The 20428-nt window shown below is 64.2% G+C and carries 19 protein-coding genes and 2 tRNA genes; 5 read left to right on the top strand and 16 right to left on the bottom strand.

Going from position 1 to position 20428, the window contains the following annotated elements:
* The first annotated feature begins 56 nt into the window (after positions 1-56).
* Entirely contained in the window at positions 57-572 is a 516-nt protein-coding gene (locus AC3WJU_RS00955) for a DUF3515 family protein (protein ID WP_284988349.1), read from the top strand.
* A gap of 39 nt (positions 573-611) precedes the next feature.
* Here AC3WJU_RS00955 and AC3WJU_RS00950 read toward each other — a convergent pair whose 3' ends face one another.
* The 6 genes from AC3WJU_RS00950 to leuC form a co-directional block, all read right to left on the bottom strand.
* Entirely contained in the window at positions 612-1700 is a 1089-nt protein-coding gene (locus tag AC3WJU_RS00950; RefSeq protein WP_492258942.1) for a D-alanine--D-alanine ligase family protein, read from the bottom strand.
* 113 nt (positions 1701-1813) lie between these two features.
* Positions 1814-2866, bottom strand: coding sequence for an NAD(P)H-dependent glycerol-3-phosphate dehydrogenase (locus tag AC3WJU_RS00945; RefSeq protein WP_306960833.1), 1053 nt, complete (start codon positions 2864-2866; stop codon positions 1814-1816).
* Positions 2863-3639: a lysophospholipid acyltransferase family protein gene (locus AC3WJU_RS00940; RefSeq protein ID WP_284988352.1), complete on the bottom strand. Its 777-nt coding sequence runs from the start codon at positions 3637-3639 to the stop codon at positions 2863-2865. Before AC3WJU_RS00940 ends, AC3WJU_RS00945 begins: the two co-directional genes overlap by 4 nt.
* 11 nt (positions 3640-3650) lie before the next feature.
* Positions 3651-4976 (bottom strand): UDP-N-acetylglucosamine 1-carboxyvinyltransferase, encoded by a 1326-nt coding sequence (murA, locus tag AC3WJU_RS00935; RefSeq protein WP_059387657.1) that lies wholly within the window; start codon positions 4974-4976, stop codon positions 3651-3653.
* Positions 4977-5332: 356 nt separating this feature from the next.
* The gene (leuD, locus tag AC3WJU_RS00930; protein ID WP_059387656.1) at positions 5333-5935 is read right to left on the bottom strand and encodes a 3-isopropylmalate dehydratase small subunit; all 603 of its coding nucleotides are present in this window, start codon (positions 5933-5935) and stop codon (positions 5333-5335) included.
* 9 nt (positions 5936-5944) lie between these two features.
* Positions 5945-7399 (bottom strand): 3-isopropylmalate dehydratase large subunit, encoded by a 1455-nt coding sequence (gene leuC, locus AC3WJU_RS00925; RefSeq protein ID WP_284988353.1) that lies wholly within the window; start codon positions 7397-7399, stop codon positions 5945-5947.
* A gap of 112 nt (positions 7400-7511) precedes the next feature.
* Between leuC and AC3WJU_RS00920 the strand changes: the two genes are divergently transcribed.
* Positions 7512-8231 carry an IclR family transcriptional regulator gene (locus AC3WJU_RS00920; protein WP_028264661.1) on the top strand — a complete coding sequence of 240 codons (720 nt, stop codon included), beginning with the start codon at positions 7512-7514 and terminating at the stop codon, positions 8229-8231.
* A gap of 70 nt (positions 8232-8301) precedes the next feature.
* Positions 8302-8865: a DUF1697 domain-containing protein gene (locus AC3WJU_RS00915; RefSeq protein ID WP_284988354.1), complete on the top strand. Its 564-nt coding sequence runs from the start codon at positions 8302-8304 to the stop codon at positions 8863-8865.
* A gap of 104 nt (positions 8866-8969) precedes the next feature.
* Here the strand turns inward: AC3WJU_RS00915 and AC3WJU_RS00910 are convergent.
* Together AC3WJU_RS00910 and AC3WJU_RS00905 are read right to left on the bottom strand one after the other, a co-directional pair.
* Positions 8970-9042: transfer RNA gene (locus tag AC3WJU_RS00910), tRNA-Glu, on the bottom strand.
* Positions 9043-9183: 141 nt separating this feature from the next.
* Positions 9184-9255, bottom strand: a tRNA-Gln gene (locus tag AC3WJU_RS00905).
* A gap of 343 nt (positions 9256-9598) precedes the next feature.
* On the opposite strand from AC3WJU_RS00905, the gene AC3WJU_RS00900 reads away from it, so the two are divergent.
* A complete protein-coding gene (locus AC3WJU_RS00900) occupies positions 9599-11062 on the top strand; it encodes a hypothetical protein (RefSeq protein WP_306960835.1) in 1464 nt (487 codons plus the stop codon).
* Positions 11063-11072: 10 nt separating this feature from the next.
* Here AC3WJU_RS00900 and AC3WJU_RS00895 read toward each other — a convergent pair whose 3' ends face one another.
* From AC3WJU_RS00895 to AC3WJU_RS00880, 4 genes are all read right to left on the bottom strand, one after another.
* Positions 11073-11786: an HAD family hydrolase gene (locus AC3WJU_RS00895; protein WP_253257138.1), complete on the bottom strand. Its 714-nt coding sequence runs from the start codon at positions 11784-11786 to the stop codon at positions 11073-11075.
* Positions 11787-11798: 12 nt separating this feature from the next.
* Entirely contained in the window at positions 11799-13313 is a 1515-nt protein-coding gene (gltX, locus tag AC3WJU_RS00890; protein WP_492258913.1) for a glutamate--tRNA ligase, read from the bottom strand.
* 88 nt (positions 13314-13401) lie between these two features.
* Entirely contained in the window at positions 13402-14178 is a 777-nt protein-coding gene (locus AC3WJU_RS00885) for a fumarylacetoacetate hydrolase family protein (RefSeq protein ID WP_059387649.1), read from the bottom strand.
* A gap of 56 nt (positions 14179-14234) precedes the next feature.
* Complete coding sequence (locus AC3WJU_RS00880) at positions 14235-15017, bottom strand: MBL fold metallo-hydrolase (protein WP_306960836.1); 783 nt, start codon at positions 15015-15017, stop codon at positions 14235-14237.
* 153 nt (positions 15018-15170) lie between these two features.
* On the opposite strand from AC3WJU_RS00880, the gene AC3WJU_RS00875 reads away from it, so the two are divergent.
* Positions 15171-15905, top strand: coding sequence for an SGNH/GDSL hydrolase family protein (locus AC3WJU_RS00875; protein ID WP_492258912.1), 735 nt, complete (start codon positions 15171-15173; stop codon positions 15903-15905).
* Positions 15906-16022: 117 nt separating this feature from the next.
* Here AC3WJU_RS00875 and AC3WJU_RS00870 read toward each other — a convergent pair whose 3' ends face one another.
* From AC3WJU_RS00870 to AC3WJU_RS00855, 4 genes are all read right to left on the bottom strand, one after another.
* Positions 16023-17135: a branched-chain amino acid aminotransferase gene (locus AC3WJU_RS00870; protein ID WP_441432400.1), complete on the bottom strand. Its 1113-nt coding sequence runs from the start codon at positions 17133-17135 to the stop codon at positions 16023-16025.
* Positions 17136-17268: 133 nt separating this feature from the next.
* On the bottom strand, positions 17269-18333 hold the full coding sequence (locus AC3WJU_RS00865) for a 3-isopropylmalate dehydrogenase (protein WP_442880166.1): 1065 nt from the start codon (positions 18331-18333) through the stop codon (positions 17269-17271).
* A gap of 91 nt (positions 18334-18424) precedes the next feature.
* Positions 18425-19126, bottom strand: a complete 702-nt coding sequence (locus AC3WJU_RS00860) for a class F sortase (protein WP_284988359.1) — start codon at positions 19124-19126, stop codon at positions 18425-18427.
* Positions 19127-19198: 72 nt separating this feature from the next.
* Positions 19199-19930, bottom strand: coding sequence for a hypothetical protein (locus AC3WJU_RS00855; protein ID WP_492258911.1), 732 nt, complete (start codon positions 19928-19930; stop codon positions 19199-19201).
* Positions 19931-20428: the final 498 nt, after the last annotated feature.

The raw sequence follows: 20428 nt of genomic DNA, 5'->3' as shown, positions 1-20428 counted from the left end.
CCGTGGCGCCCGCTTCCCCGATCCTCGGCTCGCCGCAGCCGCGATAGGCTTGATCAATGCATCAAACGAAAGCCGCTGTGTACGTCCGCGCCCTCTGTTCCTTGACAGCCGCGGCGGCTTCGGTTCTTGCCCTTGCAGCCTGCTCCCCCGTGGTCGACGTGAAGCCCGCGGCCGATGCCGCGAATGCTGCCTGCGCGCCCATGATGGTTTCGCTCCCGGACACCATCGGCGACGCCGCCCTGCGGAAGACCAATAGCCAGGCCACGGCGGCATGGGGCGACCCGTCGGTGTTGATTCTGCGTTGCGGCGTCAACGTCCCCGGCCCCACCACCGACCGCTGCGTCACCGTCAACGACGTCGACTGGGTCATCAAGGAAGGCGACCCGGTATGGACCCTGACCACGTACGGGCGCGAGCCCGCCACGGAAATCCTCATGGACCCGAACAAGATCAGCTCCGCCACGGTCCTTGCCGATCTGGCGCCTGCGGCGGCGAAAATCAAGGCCGTGCGCAAATGCGTCGGCCAGCCTGAGCTGCTGCAGAACCTGCCCACGAGCACCCCCGGCAAGTAGCAGGCTCAGCCCAGGCCGGTCGTCGGCGCCGGCCGGCTATCAGCGCAGGCCGGTTTTGCGGTTGAGCGCCAGGTAGATGAGTTCGTCGATCAACTCGGCATAGCCCAACCCGGAAGCCGCCCACATTTGCGGATACATGCTCTTCGGGGTGAATCCGGGCATCGTGTTGATCTCGTTGATGATAAGTTCGCCGTCCGGAGTGTAGAAAAAGTCCACGCGGCTGAGGCCTTCGGCACCGACCGCATCGAACGCGGCCGCCGCGAGCTCGCGGACGCGCGCAATGGCCTCGTCGGGAATGTCGGCCGGGCAGCTAAGGGCTGCTGCGCCGTCCTCCACATATTTGGCGTTGAAGTCGTAGAACTCGTGTTCTCCTGGAGCGACGGCGATTTCCCCCGGCATGGAGGTTCGCGGGGCCGCAGTGCCACGTCCTTCAAGGACTGCGCACTCGATTTCGCGGCCGACAATCCCGGCCTCGATCACCAGCTTGAGGTCGTGCCGCCGTGCTTCTTCGATGGCGGCATCCAAATCATCCATCGAATCAACCTTGGAAATTCCCATCGAGGAACCGGCGCGGGCGGGCTTCACGAAGACGGGAAAGCCGAGACGGTCCACGCGCTTGCGCACGGCTTCGGCGTCGTTGATCCATTCGCGGTCAGTGACGGCGACATACGGTCCCACGGTAAGCCCGGCGGCCTCGAAAACGACCTTCATGTAGTGCTTGTCCATGCCGACGGCGGATGCGAGGACTCCCGCTCCAACGTAGCGGGTGTCCGAGAGCTCCAAGAGGCCCTGGATGGTGCCGTCTTCGCCCCACGGGCCGTGCAGGAGCGGAAAGACGACGTCCACGGAGCCCAGTTCCTCGGGCACCGCATTTGGCGCCGTGACGATCAATTGGTGGGCTCCGCCCACCTCGGCGAGGGTTACGGTCTTGCCGGAAGGCAGCACTTCAGGCAAGGCCGAGGCGCTCAGCGACCACTGGCTGATGTCAGCCGAGGGAATCACCCACTGGCCTGACTTGGCTATCCCGATGGGGACGACGTCGTACTTGCTCTTGTCGATGGCGCCCATGACGCCGGCCGCCGTCACGCAGCTGACCGCGTGCTCGCTGGATCGGCCACCAAAGAGCACGGCGACGCGGGGCCGCCGATGTTTGGCCGGCTTCGCGGACCCGGCAGTTCCGGCAGAAGCGGTTGTTCCGGCGGACTCAGCGGTTCCGGCAGACAGGGATTCTTCGGTCACGGTCAGTAATCGCCTTCGGACTTCAGGGAGCGGGCCAGGAGTCTGGGCCCAAGTTCATCAACGGACAGTTTGCCTTCGAGGACGGCCACAACGGCCGCGGTGATCGGCATGTCGACACCGAGTTTCCCGGCTAGTTCGTAGACAGCGTACCCGGATTTGATGCCTTCCGCCGTCTGAGTCATGTGCTCGGTGACCTGTTCAAGGGTCAAACCTTCGCCGAGCAACCGCCCGGCCGTGTGGTTTCGGGACAAGGGCGAAGAACAGGTAGCCACGAGGTCTCCCAGTCCGGCAAGTCCGGCCATCGTGCGCGCTTCGCCGCCCAGGGCAAGAGCCAGCCTCGATGTCTCCGCGAGGCCGCGAGTGATCACGGACGCCTTGGTATTGTCGCCCATTTGCTTGCCTTCGCAGATACCGACGGCAAGGGCAATGACGTTTTTCACGATTCCCCCGATTTCGACGCCGACCACGTCGTTGCTCGTGTAGGGGCGGAAGTACGGCGCGGTGCAGTAGAGCGCGAACGATGCAGCCGTGGCTTCGTCGCTGCAGGCCACCACAGAGGCTGTCGGTTCCTGGCGGGCGATCTCCATTGCCAGGTTGGGTCCCGAAACAACGGCCACGCGTTCCTGCGGAATGTCGAGTTCCTCGGAAATGACTTCGCTCATGCGGGAATCCGTACCGAGTTCAAGGCCCTTCATAAGGGAAACGACTACGGCGCCGGATGCCACGAGCGGTTTCCATTTGCGCAGTTGAAGCCGAAGCGACTGCGCCGGCACGGCGAGGATCACGATTCCGGCGCCCGCAAGGACCTCGGCCACATCCGTTGAAGCCGTGATGGAGTCTGGCAGTGCAATGTCCTTCAGGTACTGCGTGTTGCGGTGCTCCGCGTTGATCTGGTCGACCACTTCGTCCCGCCGGCCCCAAATGCGGATACTGCGCTCCGCACCGCTCGCAAGTGCAGCATCAGCCAGGACCTTCGCGAACGTCGTACCCCAGGATCCCGCGCCAAGCACGGCCACAACGCCTTTGTCGGCGATGAGTTCCTCCCCGGAAGTCACTTCAGTCCGTCCGTGCCATCGGTGCCCGCGGTTCCCTCAGTCGCTTGGAAGCGGCCGTGCTTCGACTGATTGTGGGCAGCGGGGTCCCAGCGTTCCTTGGGCGGTTCTTCCCCGCGCAAGGTAGCAAGAAGCTCCGTGATGGCAACCATGATGATGTCCGTAGCCTCAACCAGGGTGGCCCGGTCCAGCGGCCGGCCCTGGAAAGCGCTGAGGTCCACGGGATCGCCTACCAGGATGCGGGATGTCTTCCGCGGGAACACGTGCAGGCGTTTGGCGTAACGGGGAAACACCTCATGGGCACCCCAATGGGCAATGGGAACCACAGGGGCACCCGTCTGGATTGCCAGGCGGGCGGCTCCCGTGTGGCCCTTCATCGGCCACAAATCCGGATCGCGCGTCAGGGTACCCTCCGGATAGATGATGATGGCGCCGCCGGCATCCACCACTTCCTGGGCGGCTTGCAACGAGCGGTTCGCCCCCGTCGTCGAGCGCTCCACGGGAATCTGGTTCGTGGCGCGCAACAGGCTGCCGAGGACCGGCGCCTTGAAGAGGCCCGCCTTCGCGAGGAAATGCGGCGGACGCTTCATGTTGTAGAGCATGTGCCCCACGACGATGGGGTCGATCTCGGTGCAGTGGTTCGGGGCGGCGATGAAGCCACCCGCGGGAAGCTTGTCGGTCCCCTCCCACTTCTTTGCCATGAGGACGTTCATGAGCGGTCGTGCAAGTCCCGCAAGAACAGCGAACATGGCACGGCTCTGGGCCGATTCCTTCAAGGTGTCCCCCGTTACTTGGATTCGGTGAGGTCGAAATCGGCGCCCAGGCCGGCGAGCTTTTCGGTGAAGCGCTCGTAGCCGCGGTTGATGATGTCGATCCCGGTCACCCTGGACGTGCCGGTCGCGGCGAGCGCCGCAATGAGGTGGCTGAATCCGCCACGGAGGTCGGGGATGTCGATGTCGGTTCCCCTGAGCGGAGTGGGTCCTGAGACGACGGCGGAGTGCAGGAAGTTGCGCTGGCCGAAGCGGCAGGGCACGCTTCCGAGGCATTCACGGTGGACCTGGATGGTTGCGCCCATGCGGGTCAGGGCGTCGGTGAAGCCGAAGCGGTTTTCATACACGGTTTCGTGGACGATCGACACGCCTTCAGCCTGGGTCAGGGCGACCACCAGGGGCTGTTGCCAGTCGGTCATGAAGCCCGGGTGCACATCCGTCTCAAGGACGAGCGGGCTCAGCTTTCCGCCAGGGTGGTAGAAACGGATGCCGTCCTCGCGGATGTCCATTCCGCCGCCCACCTTGCGGTAGGTGTTGAGGAACGTCATCATGTCCCGCTGGGAAGCGCCCTCCACGAAGATGTCTCCCCGGGTCACCAAGGCAGCCGAAGCCCAGGACGCCGATTCGTTGCGGTCTGCCAGTGCGCGGTGGTCGTAGCCACCCAGGTCCCGAACGCCCTCGATCCGGATGGTGCGATCGGTCTGGACGCTGATGATGGCACCCATCTTCTGCAGCACAGCGATGAGGTCGATGATTTCGGGTTCGGTGGCGGCACCGCTGAGTTCGGTGATGCCCTCCGCGCGGGTGGCACTCAGCAGGACCTGTTCCGTGGCTCCCACCGACGGGTACGGGAGTGAGATCTTGGCGCCGTGAAGTCCCTTGGGAGCGGAGATGTGGATGCCGCCCGGGCGCTTTTCGACGACGGCGCCAAACTGGCGGAGCACGTTCAGGTGGTAGTCGATGGGCCGGTCGCCGATCTTGCAGCCACCGAGATCGGGAATGAAGGCTTCTCCGATCGCATGGATCAAGGGACCGCAGAGCAGGATCGGGATACGGGAGTCCCCGGCGTGCGCGTCGATCGCAGTGCTGGACGCCGTCTTCGCATTCTTGGGATCCAGAGTGAGATCGCCGGTGACGGGATCCTTCTGCACAGTCACGCCGTGGAGCTGCAAGAGGCTGGTGACCACCTCGACGTCCTTGATTTCCGGGACGTTCCGCAGCACCGACGGTTCGTTGCCGAGGAGGGAAGCCACCATGGCCTTGGGAACAAGGTTCTTGGCACCTCTGACGGTGACGCGGCCAGTCAAAGGGACGCCGCCGCGGATTGTCAGAACACTACTCATCTATACCGGTTTCCTCACGAGTTGATGCCCCCACACTTACGAAGGCTCCAGCTAAGCATAAAAGCTGACGTTACCGATTCGAAATGCTGGGGCGCGGCGAAGGCCGGCTTTCAGCGACGCGGGGTCACTTACGGCCCATGTTGCCGCCCGGCATGGGCCGTAAGTGACCCCGCGTTCGTGCCCGATCCATGGATAACCCCTCATTCCAACCCCAACGACAACCGTGACGCTGCACAACGCCGGGATCAGGCCGTGGCCACATCCCGCGAAACGCGTCACGCACACGGAAAGGACCGGCGCACCCGTTCTTTCGGGTGCACCGGTCCTTTCAAGGTACGGAAGCTGCTCGGTTCGCGCTACTGGGTGCGCGCCGGCAGGGTTTTCGGTTTGAAGGAAGGCCTTGTGGCCTCGTAGGCCGTGATGTCTTCCTCGTGCTGGAGCGTCAGTCCGATGTCATCCAGGCCCTCGAGGAGGCGCCAGCGGGTGTAGTCATCGATCTCGAAAGGTGCGACGACGTTTCCGCACTCAACGGTCTTGGACACGAGGTCCACCTTGACTTCGGTGCCGGGCGCGTTTTCAAGGACTTTCCAGATGAGCTCGATGTCGTCCTGGGCAAGCTCGGCCGCCAGGAGGCCTTGCTTTCCCGAGTTGCCGCGGAAAATATCCGCGAACCGGGAGGAGAGCACGGCTTTGAAGCCGTAGTCCTTCAGCGCCCAGACTGCGTGCTCGCGGGATGAACCGGTGCCGAAATCGGGTCCCGCCACCAGTACGGAGCCGGCGTTGAAGGGTTCCTGGTTGAGGATGAAGGACGGGTCCTTCCGCCACGCCGAGAACAGGGCGTCCTCGAAACCGGTACGCGTAATCCGCTTCAAGTAGACCGCGGGAATGATCTGGTCCGTGTCCACATTGCTCTGGCGCAGCGGGACACCGATGCCGGTGTGGGTGGTGAACTTTTCCATGGGGCCCTCCTAGGCGGCGTCGGTGGTGGTGGATGCGGAAACAGAGGCGGGCTCCAGGTCCGAAGGCGAGCTCAGCGTTCCGCGGACTGCCGTGGCTGCGGCGACTACCGGCGAAACCAGGTGGGTACGTCCGCCCTTGCCCTGGCGTCCTTCGAAGTTGCGGTTCGAGGTGGAGGCACAGCGCTCCCCCGGTTCCAGCTGGTCCGGATTCATGCCCAGGCACATGGAGCAACCGGCGAAGCGCCATTCAGCGCCGAATTCCTTGAACACCTTGTCCAGGCCCTCGGCTTCGGCTTCAAGGCGGACGCGTGCCGAGCCGGGGACAACGAGCATGCGGACCTTGGGGTCCTTTTCGCGCCCGCGTATGACATCGGCGGCGGCCCGGAGGTCCTCGATGCGGGAGTTCGTGCAGGATCCGAGGAAGACCGTGTCCACCCGGATGTCCTTCATGGGCGTCCCTGCTTCGAGGCCCATGTACTGCAGCGCGCGCTCGGCAGCCAGCTTGGCGTTCTCGTCACCGAAGTCCGCGGGGAACGGCACTGCCTCGTTGAGCGAAATGCCCTGGCCCGGGTTGGTCCCCCAGGTCACGAACGGCTCCAAGGTATCGGCGTCGAGGTCCACCTCGACGTCGAAAGTGGCGTCGTCGTCGGTGTGCAGCGTGTTCCAGTATTCGACGGCGGCATCCCACTCGTCGCCCTGGGGGGCGTGCGGGCGGCCGTACATGTAGTCGTACGTCGTCTGGTCCGGGGCCACCAAGCCAGCGCGGGCGCCGGCCTCGATGGACATGTTGCAGATGGTCATGCGGGCATCCATGGAGAGCGCCCGGATGGCCGAGCCGCGGTACTCCAGGACGTAGCCCTGCCCGCCGCCGGTGCCGATCTTGGCAATGACTGCAAGGATGATGTCCTTCGCCGAAACGCCCGGACGCAGGGTGCCTTCAACGTTGATGGCCATGGTCTTGAACGGCTTGAGGGACAGCGTCTGGGTGGCCATGACGTGTTCGACCTCGGAAGTGCCGATACCCATGGCGAGTGCTCCGAAGGCGCCGTGGGTCGAGGTGTGTGAATCGCCGCAGACAACCGTCATGCCGGGCTGGGTGAGGCCCAGCTGGGGTCCGACAACGTGCACAATGCCCTGCTCGGCGTCGCCGAGCGAGTGCAGGCGGACTCCGAACTCCTTGCAGTTGTTCCGCAAGGTCTGGATCTGGGTGCGGCTGGTCAGATCGGCAATCGGCTTGTCGATGTCCAGGGTCGGAGTGTTGTGGTCCTCCGTGGCGATCGTGAGGTCCGGGCGGCGCAGGGGTCGTCCAGCAAGGCGCAAGCCCTCAAAGGCCTGCGGGGAGGTCACCTCATGCACGAGGTGCAGGTCGATGAACAGAAGATCGGGCTGGGCGTTGGCTCCTTCGCCTTCGCCCTTGCGCACCACGTGCGCATCCCAAACTTTCTCGGCCAGTGTCTTTCCCACGGCCTGCTCCCTTCACTGCGGTTGGCTTGACTACTTCCACTGAACATCAGTGATCCGAACTGCGCCAGTGAAACAACTTGCATCTCAGATATTGAGACGGCAATATCATTACATGGACAATTCTAGTGGAGTCGGCGTCATCGATAAAGCGGCCCAGGTGCTCGACGCACTTGAGGCGGGGCCAACCACCTTGGCTCAACTTGTGGCGGCAACAGGGCTGGCCCGCCCCACGGTGCACCGCCTTGCGCTGGCGCTCGTCCACCACCGCCTCGTGAGCCGCGACATCCAAGGGCGTTTTGTCCTCGGCAGCCGCCTTGTCGAGCTTGCTTCGGCCGCCGGCGAAGACCGGCTCATCGCTTCCGCAGGCCCCGTCTTGATCCAGTTGCGCGACGCCACCGGAGAGAGCGCCCAGATCTTCCGACGCCAGGGCGACTGGCGCGTCTGCGTTGCCTCGGCCGAACGTCCGATCGGCCTGCGCGACACCATTCCCGTAGGCACACAGCTCTCCATGAAGGCCGGCTCCGCCGCCCAGATCCTGCTGGCATGGGAAGACCACGACCGCCTCTTGGACGGGCTTCAGAACGCCCGGTTCACGCCGACAGTGCTGGCAGGAGTACGACGCCGGGGCTGGGCCCAGAGCCTCGGCGAACGCGAGCCTGGAGTCGCCTCGGTCTCCGCACCCGTGCGCGGCCCTTCCGGCCGGGTCATTGCTGCGGTGTCCATCTCCGGCCCCATCGAGCGCCTGACCCGCCAGCCCGGACGCCTGCATGCCGAAGTCGTCTGCAACGCCGCCCGGGTACTGACCGAAGCCCTGCGCAAGAACAACGACTAAGCGCTTCCCGTTTCCCGCCAGCCTCCCCGTCTGCGCCCCTCCTGCAGACGGGCGCAGGTAGGGTAGGCGCATGAACAGCTTTGCCGTGTTCCTGCGCGGGATCAACGTGGGCGGGATCAACATCAAGATGGCCGACCTCAAAGCAGCCCTGAAGGCGTACCCCTTCACCGACGTCAAGACCTTGCTGGCCAGCGGCAACGTGGTGCTCCGGAGCGAGCTCGACGCAGCGGGAGTCAAGGACGAATTCGAAAAGTGCTTGAGGTCAGCATTTGGCTACGACGCCTGGGTGGTGGTCCTGAGCTCCGAAAGGGTTGCCGAACTAGTGGAAGCCTGCCCCTATCCGGCAGACGATAAAACCACGCACAGCTACATCACGCTCGCCTCGGACGCGGCCATGCTGGACGAACTATTCAACGCCGGCGCGGCCCTCGGCGCACCAGGGCAGGGCGGCGTCGAGCAAGTCCGACTGGGTCCCGAGGCGATGGCGTGGTTAGCCCCGGCGGGAGGAACCTTGGACAGCCCCTTCAGCAAGCTCTCCGCAAAGACCCGCTACAAGGCGAGCACCACCACGCGGAACCTCCGCACGCTCATCAAGGTCAGGGATGCTGCAGAGGCCCTTCAGAAGACCACCTGAGCTGCCAGCCGTACTGCTCCCCCTTTATTGAGGGGAGAAATCCACACGAACTTTGGGCAAAGAAAAATCCCCCGGAACCTGATGGTTCCGGGGGATTCATTTTGTGACCCCAGCGGGATTCGAACCCGCGTTACCGCCGTGAGAGGGCGGCGTACTAGGCCGCTATACGATGGGGCCTTGCACTTTGTTTTACTGCCATATTGAATACCGCTTCCGGCATTCAAGCTGAATGAGTATTTCATACATCCAGCATTGTTTCAAATCGGCGAACCGTTTTGAAACTCCAAATTCCCGCACAAACTCGCGGATTATTCAGAGCTGGGATACCAGGACTCGAACCTAGAATGACGGTACCAGAAACCGTAGTGTTGCCAATTACACCATATCCCATTGGCGCTTTTAGGCCGGATTCGATGGCGTAAACCTTCGCTCCGTGCCCCTCAGCACGAGTAATTACTTTACCCGAGACTTTCGATGCACACAAATCGACCGCGCACGCCCGCGCACGCCCGATGCGCACCTCGACAATCCCCCGGCAAGGATGACGACATCGAAAAAACCCTTGCAATCGGCAGGGTCTTAGCTTTACTCTCGGTAAGTTACCAATCGGTAACCAACGCCACGCACTTGTTTCGTGGCACAGCTACAGGCCGGGTCGCCTGTTAGCTGCGTCACATGGGGGGATCCCTGGCAGCAGCGCCGCTGTCGGGAAAGTCATCGAGAGGAATTGCCCATGACACCGAACCCTGCAACTGCCACCAGAACGCGGAGCCGTGCCCAGATAATCGCCATTGCCGTGCTCGCACTCCTGTTGATCGCGCTCCTCGGCTTCTACACCCTGGTCATTGGGAAGATCGCGGCGGGGTCGGCGCAGCTGAATGACGGCGCAGGCCAGGCATCCGCCGGCGCAGGCCAGCTCAAGGACGGCGCGGCAAGGCTTGCGGGTGGAGCTGCGGAAGCCGGGACAGGTGCGGCCAAGCTGGCTGATGGCGCGTCAAAAGTCCAAAACGGAATCCAAGGCAAACTAGCCCCGGGAGCCCAGCAGTTGAAGGACGGAGCCGACAAACTCGCAACAGGGGCCGTGAAAATCCAGAATGACGTCAACGCCAAGCTTGCGCCGGGAGTCTACAAAGTGGACGACGGCGCACAGAAGCTCGCGGCGGGTGCCCTGCAGCTTTCCGCGGCACTGACTCCGACGCCGGGCGGCAATGCTGAAAACAATCTCGGAGACGGCGCCACCCAACTAAACAACGGTGCGAACCAGCTCAACAGCGGAGCCGCCCAGCTCAACTCCGGTGCCGCCCAACTCGACGCAGGTGCTTCCAGGCTCGCGGCGGGCACCGACCAGCTGAAAGGCTACCCGGGTGCCGGAGACGATCCCACCAAGGGAACCGGCTCCGCTGCGTTGGCCCAGGGGCTCCAGCAGCTCGCCGACGCCGCCAACGGTATCCAGGGCGTGGTGCCCCTGGCAACGCTGAAGGCCCAGATCAATGCGCTCAACGACGGCGCGCACCGCCTTGACGCCGGAGCCTCGCAATTGCAGGCCGGAGCTGGCCAGCTTTCGGCCGGAGCGGCGCAACTGCACGCCGGCACCGGACGGCTCGCCGACGGCACCGGGAAGCTGGCAGCAGGGACCGGCAAACTGACGGACGGTTTCGCCATCCTCGCCCAGAAGCTCAATAGCCAGGATCCGGCGTCCCCGGGCGTGGTTCTGGGAACCCAAATGCTCGCCGATGGAACCGCAAAGATCCGCGTGGGCATGGACGGCGTACCTGGCGACCCTGAGCATCCGGGCCTCCTCAAAGCCACCGCCAGCATGACGGACGGCACGTCCCGCTTGGCTGCAGGCACGGACTCGCTGATGACAGGGATCAAGGGCAGCCCTGCTGATCCTTCCTCCCCCGGTCTCCTTGACGGTTCCACTGCGTTGGCAGCGGGCGCCTCCAAGTTGTCCGATGGAAACGCCAAACTGGCAGCAGGCTCAGCCCAGTTGTCCACCGGTGCCGACAAACTCGCGGACGGAAATGCGCGGATCGCGGCGGGCACCGCCGAACTGCATCAAGGAGCTGCGGCGGTGTCGCCGTCGAGCATGGCTGAAAAGTCGGATACCGGCACGGCGCTCGGACTTGTGGGCGTCCTGGGAGCGGGTTCCATCGGAACGTTCGTGTTCCTGCGGAAGTTCCGGCTGGGGGCTTAGCTGCAGAGCTTCAGGCGAGCAGTCGGGTCAAGGAGTCTATTTCCCGGCCGGAAAAGTCGGAGGCGAGCTCACCAGTGCGATTCAACCAGATGCCCAGCAATCCGGCAGCAGTGGCGCCGTCGGCGTCGAGAAGGCGGTTGTCTCCCACAAAAAGGGTCTCGGCCGGGGTGGTGCCCAAGCGACGGACCCCTTCCAGGTAAATGGCGGGGTCCGGCTTGGGCACGCCTACGGTGTCCGTTCCGACAAGGACCGAGACCCGGGCAAGCCCCGCACTGTCGAGCTTGACCCGCTGGTAGTCGTGAACGTTGTTGCTCACGGCGCCGTAGGGGATGCCCGCGGCGTCGAGAGCGTCGAGGACGGGCAGGACGTCGCTGAACGCCCTGACATAACTGGGCTGCAGGCGCGAGTAGTCATTGAGCCACGTGTGGGAGTCCTCTCCCCCGAGCTCCACGCCGAAATGCCCAAGGGCCGCGCGGCCACGGAGGAGCCGCTGCTCGTTGAACGTCAATTCACCGGCTAGGTACCGGTCATAGAAATGCGTGGTTTCGTGCGTGAAGATCCGTCCGAACTTCTCCCACCCGGCCTGGTCCAGGCCGGGCAGGAGGTGTTCGCTCACGTCACGCAGGGCCGTGGTCATGGCGTACTCAAGGTCCACCAGGGTGTCGTCGATGTCGAACAGGACACCGCGGACCGTGCCGAATGACTCATGAAGTGCGTTGATCACGGAGTGCCTGAACTAGCCGCGGAACGCGCGCAGGCGGGTGAGCGAGGAATCCTTGCCCAGGATGACCATCGATTCGAACAGCGGCGGCGAGATGCGGCGGCCGGAGATTGCCGTGCGCACCGGGCCGAACGCGAGGCGCGGCTTGATCCCAAGACCTTCCACCAACGCTTGCTTGAGCGCTGCCTGGATGCTTTCCGCTGTCCAGTCGGCGAGGGGTTCCAGCGCAACCAACGCGGCGTCCAGCACCTCGACCAGGTTCTCGGGAAGTCCCTTGCGGGCGTCGTCGGCGATGTCGATCGCGTCGTCCTTCTTGAACAGGAAGGCGAGCATCTCGGGAGCTTCGCCCAGCAGGGTGATCCGTTCCTGGACCAGCGGCGCGGACTCGGCAAGGATCTCTTCCTGGCGCGGAGTCAGGATCTCCCCCACGAAACCTGCGGCACGCAGGTACGGCACGAGCCTCTGACGGAAGTCCTCGGGCGTGAGCATGCGCACGTGCGTACCGTTGATGGCCTCGGCCTTCTTGATATCGAAGCGCGCAGGGTTGCCCAGGACATCGTGGATATCGAAGTTGGCCACGAGCTGCTCCACGGTGAAGATGTCCTCATCGGCGCTCAGCGACCAGCCCAGGAGCGACAGGTAATTGAGCAATCCTTCACGGATGAACCCACGTTCACGGTGCAGGAACAGGCTGGATTCCGGATCGCGCTTGGAAAGCTTCTTGTTGCCTTGGCCCATGACATAGGGAAGGTGGCCGAACTCGGGCATGTACTCAGCCACGCCGATGGCGTAAAGCGCGCGGTAGAGGGCGATCTGCCGGGGAGTGGAGCTGAGCAGGTCCTCGCCGCGGAGGACGTGCGTGATGCCCATGAGTGCATCGTCCACGGGGTTCACGAGCGTGTACAGCGGAGCTCCGTTGGCACGCACCACAGCGAAGTCAGGCACGGATCCCGCCTTGAACGTGATCTCCCCGCGCACAAGGTCGTTGAAGGTCAGGTCTTCGTCCGGCATGCGCAGGCGCAGCACGGCATTGCGGCCCTCGGCCTTGTACTGGGCGAGCTGTTCCTCGGTGACGTGCCGGTCAAAGCCGTCGTAGCCGAGCTTCGGATCCCGCCCTGCGGCGCGGTGCCGTGCTTCGATCTCCTCGGGAGTGGAGTACGACTCATAGATGTGACCGCCGGCCTTGAGCTTGGCGATGACGTCCTGGTACATGTCGCTGCGCTGCGACTGGCGGTACGGTTCGTGCGGCCCGCCAACCTCGACGCCCTCGTCCCAGTCGATGCCGAGCCACTTCAACGCATCAAGCAGTTGGTGGTAGCTCTCCTCGCTGTCGCGGGCCGAATCGGTGTCCTCGATCCGGAAAATCAGCTTGCCACCCGTGTGCCGCGCGTAGGCCCAGTTGAAGAGGGCCGTGCGGATCAACCCAACGTGCGGAGTTCCCGTAGGTGAGGGACAGAACCGGACGCGGACCGGGGTTTCGGCGTTCACGGCGGGAATGGCGGCAGAGTTCGGCGCAGCAACAGTAGTCATAGTGGTTCCAACTTTACCCCGTGGCGGTGGGCGGAATGCCCAGTGCCAGCGGGTCCAGAGCGACCGGCTGGGCGGAACGCCGAGCCTCTTAGCGGCGGACTACCGGGTTGGACAAGCGGCCGATGCCTTCGATCTCGATCTCGTAGCGGTCGCCCTCCTGGACCAGCCCGACGCCGGCAGGAGTCCCGGTCATGATGACATCACCCGGAAGCAGGGTGAAAGCCTGCGAAACGATCGACACCAGCTCGCGCACGCTGCGGATCATCTGGTTCGTGCTGCCGTCCTGGCGGAGTTCGCCATTGAGCCAGCCCTTGATGGCCAGGTCTTCGGGATCGAGTTCCGTCTCGATCCACGGGCCGAGCGGCGCGGAGGTGTCAAAGCCCTTGGCACGCGCCCACTGCAGGTCCGTCTTCTGGACGTCGCGGGCCGTGAGGTCGTTGCCGCAGGTGTAACCGAAAATGACGTCGTCCACGCGGTCCTCGGGCACGTCCTTGCAAATGCGGCCAATGACGACGCAGAGTTCCGCTTCGAAGGAGACTTCCTCCGAGAACTCAGGCAACACGATCGGATCGTTGGGGCCAACGACGGCGGTATTCGGTTTCAGGAACAGCAAGGGGTGCTGCGGAACTTCATTACCGAGTTCCCGGGCATGCTCGGCGAAGTTCCGTCCGACGCCGATGACCTTGCTGCGGGGAATAATCGGGGCCAGAAGGCGAACGTCCTCCAGCTTGTGGCGGACCGAGGTCCGCTCGACGCCGTTGAAGAAGGGGTCGCCGTGGATGACAGTGATCATTTCACTGCCTGGCTCACCTTCAACGACGCCGTAGACGGGATCAGAATCAACAACAAACCGGGCGATACGCATGGGTTCTAGCGTACCGTCCGCCGGCGGCCGCTATGCGCGCACTGAAGAGGTGCCTGCTAGCCGCGCAGATAGTCCAATTGCGCCGCCACCGAAGTTTCAGCTGCCCAGCGCACGGAAGGATCGACGTCGGGATACACCGCATCGGTGACAGCTTGGACTTCGGCTTGGGCGCCGAGGCGCGCGAGTGCTTCACGGATTTGGTCCAGGCGCATCTCCCTGTGGGCCCGGTACTCGCGGCACACGGCGTCGACGGCTGGCAGGACGGGGCCGTGTGCGGGCAACAGCGTCGCCGGACCGAGGCTTTCGAGCTTGTCGAGGCTGGAGAGGTAATCCCCCAGCCGTCCGTCAGGATAGTCCAGGACGGTGGTGCCCCGCCCCAGGATGGTATCGCCCGTCAGCACCGAGCCGTCCGGTCCGTCGCCCGGAAGGTGGAAGCAGACTGAGTCCGAGGTATGGCCCGGCGTGGCAAGAACCCGGATCTCAACGCCTCCGGCCTCGATGACCTCGCCACCGCGCAACGGCTCGCCGCCGTGGCAGTAGGCGGGATCCGCCGCACGGACGGGCGCGCCGGTGAGTTCGTGGAACACCGCAGAGGCCTCGGTGTGGTCCTTGTGGCGATGGGTGATGAGAACGAGCTCCACAGGCCCCGCGGCGGCCAGGGCCGCGAGGTGCGATTCGTCGAGCGGCCCGGGATCCACGACGACCACTCCAGCAGCGTCCGGCGCGGCAATGACGTACGAGTTGGTGCCGTCAAGGCTCATCGGACCCGGATTAGGCGCGAGCCGCGAGCGGGTGAGGTGGCTGCTGTTCTGGAAAGTGGCGTCATTGACCGGATTCACTTCTCCATCTTGGCACACGCCAAGTGGCGGGACCTTGGACGGGAAGCCCGGTTCCGCGAGCCAGGAAGCAAGAGGCAGGCACGGCACACGACGTAACATGGTGCCAAGGAACTGGGACGGATACATGTGGACAGTTGCGGAGGAGGAGCCGAATTGTTGCGGAATCACACCCGACGAAGAGAACTTCTCCGGACGACGACGGCGATCGCCACCGCCTGCCTTTCCGTCCTCGCACTCCTCAGCGCCTGTTCCTCCGACACCGGACCACGGTCCGCCGCGGCCCAGCCCACCGTGGTGATCATCGGAGACTCCCTCAGCACGGGTCACGGCACCTCGCCTGACGAGGCCTGGCCAAAGCTGGTGGAGAACGATCCCGGCTTTCAACAGCTCCAAGCGACCATCGTCAATGCCGCACGGGATGGCAGCGGCTACGTCAGTGTCGGCGAGGACGGATCGACCTTCGGTTCCCAAGTGGACACAGCGGTAACCGACGAGACCCGCCTGGTGCTGTTCTTTGGTTCCGAAAACGATATGGGAACGACCGCAGGAGAAACCGAGGCTGCGGCCACGCGGGCGTTCGCCTCAGTCAAGTCCCGCGCTCCCCAAGCCGACATCGTCGTGGTCGGGCCGCCGTCGTACACGAGCACGCCCGAAGCCGAAAGGCTCGACATCCGCGACCAGGACAAGGCCGCTGCCCTGAAAGCCGGCGCGCACTTCGTTGATCCGATCGACCTCGGCTGGATCATGGACGATGCCGCGGAGCTCATTGGTCCCGACGGCGATCACCCATCCGCTGCGGGCCAGCAATATCTGCGGGCCAAGATGGAAGCGCTCATCGGACCGCGGATCCAACAAGCCAGCACCGGTAACAACCAGCTCACTGGTTAACGGCGACGGCGACCCTGCCACCAGGGTGGGAGGCCGCCGGCGGGCATTTTCCAAGACAGGGCCCACTCCGGCGAGGGACCCAAGCCACGCTTGCGAGGCTTGGGAGCCGGTGGGGACTTAAGCCAGTCGGGTGAGCCAGCCGTGCGTGTCCTCGACCGTTCCGGTCTGGATGCCGAGCAACTGCTCGCGGATGGCCATGGTGGTTTCACCTGCCTTGGCGTCCTCGGAACCGATGAACTCGGTCTTGTCCTTGAGGACGCCGATGGGGGTGATGACGGCGGCGGTTCCGCAAGCAAAGACCTCGGCGATTTCGCCGGAGGCCACGCCGTCGCGCCACTCGGCGAGGGTGATCTTCCGTTCGGAAACCTCGCGGCCCATGTCCTTCGCCACCTGGATGACGGAAGAACGGGTCACGCCTTCGAGGATGGTTCCGGTGAGTGCCGGAGTGACGAGTGAACCGTCCTTCATGACGAAGAAGACGTTCATGCCCCCGAGTTCCTCGACGGCATCGTCGTTGAAGTGGTCCAGGAAAAGGACCTGCTTGCAGCCGTTCTCTTCGGCTTCCATCTGGGCAATCAGGGACGCGGCGTAGTTTCCACCGCACTTGGCTGCACCGGTGCCGCCGCGGCCTGCGCGCGCGTACTCACGGGAGATCCAGATGGATACCGGCTTGAGTTCGCCGCCGAAGTAGTTGCCGGCCGGAGAAGCGATGACCCGGAAGGAGACCTCGCGGGCTGCGCGGACACCCAGGAAGGCTTCCGTCGCGATCATGAACGGACGCAAGTACAGGGCTTCGCCGTCGCCGGACGGAACCCATTCCTTGTCCGCCTGCACGAGTTCGCGGATGGCGCCGAGGAAGTACTCCTCGGGCAGTTCCGGGAGGGCCAAGCGGCGTGCCGACTTGTTCAGGCGGGCGGCGTTGGCCTCGGGACGGAACGTCCAAACGGAGCCGTCAGCGTGGCGGTATGCCTTGAGGCCTTCGAAGATCTCCTGGCCGTAGTGCAGCACTGCCGCCGAAGGGTCCAGGGAAATCGGTCCGTAGGCCTCGACGCGGGCACTGTGCCAGCCGCCGTTGCCCTCGGTGTCGACGCTGTAGTCGACAATGACGGTGTTGTCGGTGAAGTAGTCGCCAAATCCCGGGTTTGCCAGGATAGCTGCACGCTCCTCAGCAGACTTCGGGGTCTCCGAGAGCTGCTGGCTGAATTCGACGCCGTGGGCAGTCTGAGTCATGTTTCCTCCAGTCGGCTACCAGGCAGAGCAAACCATCTCTTGGAGGATATGGTTCAGCGACGGACCACGGCAGCAGTAAATAATTCAAGTAAAGCTTACGCCCGGGTACAGACCCTCAGTGCCAGTACGGGCCCTAGAGCGCGGCAGCGATGGCATCGCCGACGGCAGCGGTGCTGCGGCTGTCGCCGTTGCGGCTTTCGATGTCGGCGACGACGGCGGCTTCGATCCTGCGGGCTGCGCTCGTGTAGCCGAGGTGGTCCAGCAACAAGGCCGCGGACAGGATGGCGGCGGTTGGATCCGCCTTCTGCTGTCCGGCGATATCCGGGGCGGAGCCGTGGACGGGTTCGAACATGGAGGGCGCGGTGCGGTCCATGTTGATGTTGCCCGAGGCCGCGAGACCGATCCCGCCGGTGATGGCGGCGGCGAGGTCAGTGATGATGTCTCCGAAGAGGTTGTCGGTGACGATCACGTCGAAGCGGGAGGGGTCGGTCACCATGAAGATGGTGGCGGCGTCGATGTGCAGGTAGTCGTGGGTGACCTCGGGGAATTCCTTGGCCACGGCCTCCACGGTGCGCTTCCACAAGTGGCCTGCGAAGACCAGGACGTTGTGCTTGTGGACGAGGGTGACGTGCTTTCGGGGACGCTCGCTGGCGCGGCGGAAGGCGTCACGGACAACGCGCTCGACGCCGTGGGCCGTGTTGAGCGATACCTCGGTGGCAACCTCGTGGGGGGTGCCCCCGCGGAGCGTACCGCCGTTGCCGACGTACGGACCTTCGGTGCCTTCGCGGACCACGATGAAATCGATGTCGCCGGGATTGGCCAGCGGGCTGCCCACCGTCCCGTAGAGCCGCGAAGGGCGCAGGTTCACGAAGTGGTCAAGGCTGAAGCGGAGCTTGAGCAGCATTTCGCGTTCGATGATGCCTGAAGGAATGCGGGTGTCCCCCGGTGCCGCACCGACGGCGCCGAACAAGATCGCATCGCGGGTACGCAGATCGGCCAGGACCTCGTCCGGGAGGGTCTCGCCGGTTTCAAGCCAGTGCTGGGCTCCGAGCTTGTATTCGGTCTGCTCGAGGGTGACGCCTTCTTCGGCGACAACCTTTTCCAGGACTTTGAGGGCTTCGGCAATGACTTCGGGGCCAATGCCGTCGCCGGGAATGACAGCCAGGTTGATCGTTGCGGCGGGTTGCGTTGCACTCATGTTTTCAGACTGCCAACGCATCCACATGTTGGTCAAAATCGTCTCACCATTTGAGCGCTCGAAGTCCATGCGGAGCGCGCCTCGGGAGAAGCTACTGGCCTGGAACAAGTGAAGCTACCACCGCGACATTCTTGCCCCAGAGGTCCTGCGTGTAGCAGCTGATCAGGACCAGGCGGTTGGGCACCGCTGTCCAGACGGGACTGTCTTTCAAAGTCGATTTTGTGTAGGTGGTGACGGAGTCGACTTTGTATGTCATCGCTCCCGTTGCCGTGACGACTTTGAGCTCGTCCCCCGGTGCCGCTGCATAGCTGAGGTGGTTGAACGGCGCGTCGAGCCCTTCCCAACTGTGCCCGATGACGTAAGTGGTATTCGTCGATCCCGCTCCGGGGGTACCGAAGGGACTGAGCCAATATCCGTCCATCGTTTCCGGCGGCTCGATGCTCTGCCCGCCAGCAGGGTCCGGTCGCAGCGGATGAACCAGCACATCCAGGCCAACCGCCGGATAGGTAATCTGCACCGGGGCCGACGCCGCGGGCAGGTGCGTTCCCGCCGCAGTGGCAGGAGCGCCCACCGCCGCGCGGTTCGGCTCGGCCTTGCCCGCGGGAGCCGCCGTCGAAAGCGCCCGATTCCCTGAGTCGAAAGCGGCCGGGTTCTGGCCGGATACGCCATAGACCAGCCAGGCACCAAGCAGCCCTCCGGCGCAGATCGTCAACACGAGAAGATCCCTGGAACTGATCAGCAGGCCACGGACGCGAAGTGCGTGAGGCTGCCGCGTGAAGCGGTGACGGGCCATGACCACTCCTGGAGATAGTGAAGCAGGTGGCGGGGTGCCGCCCATCGTAGTGCGGCACCCGGCCGGGTTTGCCTAGTGCCTGGCCCTGCGGGCCCGCACCCCGCTCCTCGCGACTACGAACACAGCCACGGCACTGAAGAGACCAGTCAGGCCGGCAAGCCACGCGGGAATACCTGTGTCCGCCTTCCCGCCAACGGCCGTCTGGACGTTGTAGCCCACGTAAGTGATGGGGGCGTCCGGAGTGGCTGCGGCACCGGCCGCAGCTGGAATGACGGCTGTGGGCACAGTCGCCGACGGAGTGACGGCTGCGGGCACGGTCGCCGCAGGGGCAGCGACCGGAGGAACCGCGGGGGTGACGACCGGCTGGGTGGAGACGGGTTCCACGTGCTCCACGGGCGGGGTGGTCACCGCCGGGCTCGTCACCGGATCCGTCGGCGGACTCGTCACCGGATCCGTCGGCGGACTCGTCACCGGATCCGTCGGCGGGCTCGTCACCGGGTCCGTCGGGGTAATCAACGGCAGGCCGGCCACCTCACAACCGGCGTTAAGAATGGCGATGTTTTCCGGGGTGAGGTTTTGTCCGTTGGGCATGTAATCGCCTGCGTTTGCAGGAACGATGTCGTTGGTGTCGGGGATATGCCCGGACAGCGCCGACAAGTTGATGGTCACCGCTACGTAGGGGTTCGACGCCGAATGCGTGGCGTGGCAAATGGTGATCTTGTCTGAGGGAGCAGCGTTCGCCGACACCGTGGCACCCAGCAATCCCAGGCCCACGACCCCCAGGGTCGCAATGGTTCGTTTCATTTCGGTCCCTCCACATCAGGTCCGAGCTGACCAGACTTTGCGGAGTAACCGTCTTCGAGACCCAGGAAGGACAAGTACGGGAGACCTCAATAAGCGAGATGAATCTTGACAGTTACTCCCCAGAAAGTGTCATCAGTTCGCTTGCTCTTCAGGCTAGGTTTCGGTCTCCTGATTAACGCGAGTGGCGGGTACGCGTTTACCGGCAGGAAACAGCGTCCCTTGTCCCGGCTGCTACCTGCGCCGAGTGGATCCCCACTCGCCAGCGCGAAGAGATCACTTGGAAGTCCAGCGAGCCGCCGGATCCGCCTCGGGACGCTCACCAATCATGGGACGGGAAAGGGAACACCCCCTCACCCGATGGGATGAGGGGGTGTCACGCGCAGCAAGAGTGAGCGGGCGTCCGCCCAAAAGGCGACTTAAGTGAGCGGGCGTCCGCCCAAAAGGCGACTTAAGTGAGCGGGCGTCCGCCCAAAAGGCGACTTAAGTGAGCGGGCGTCC

This window comes from Arthrobacter sp. FW306-1B-F12A (assembly GCF_058781865.1).
This window is presented reverse-complemented; position numbering and strand designations above follow the sequence as displayed.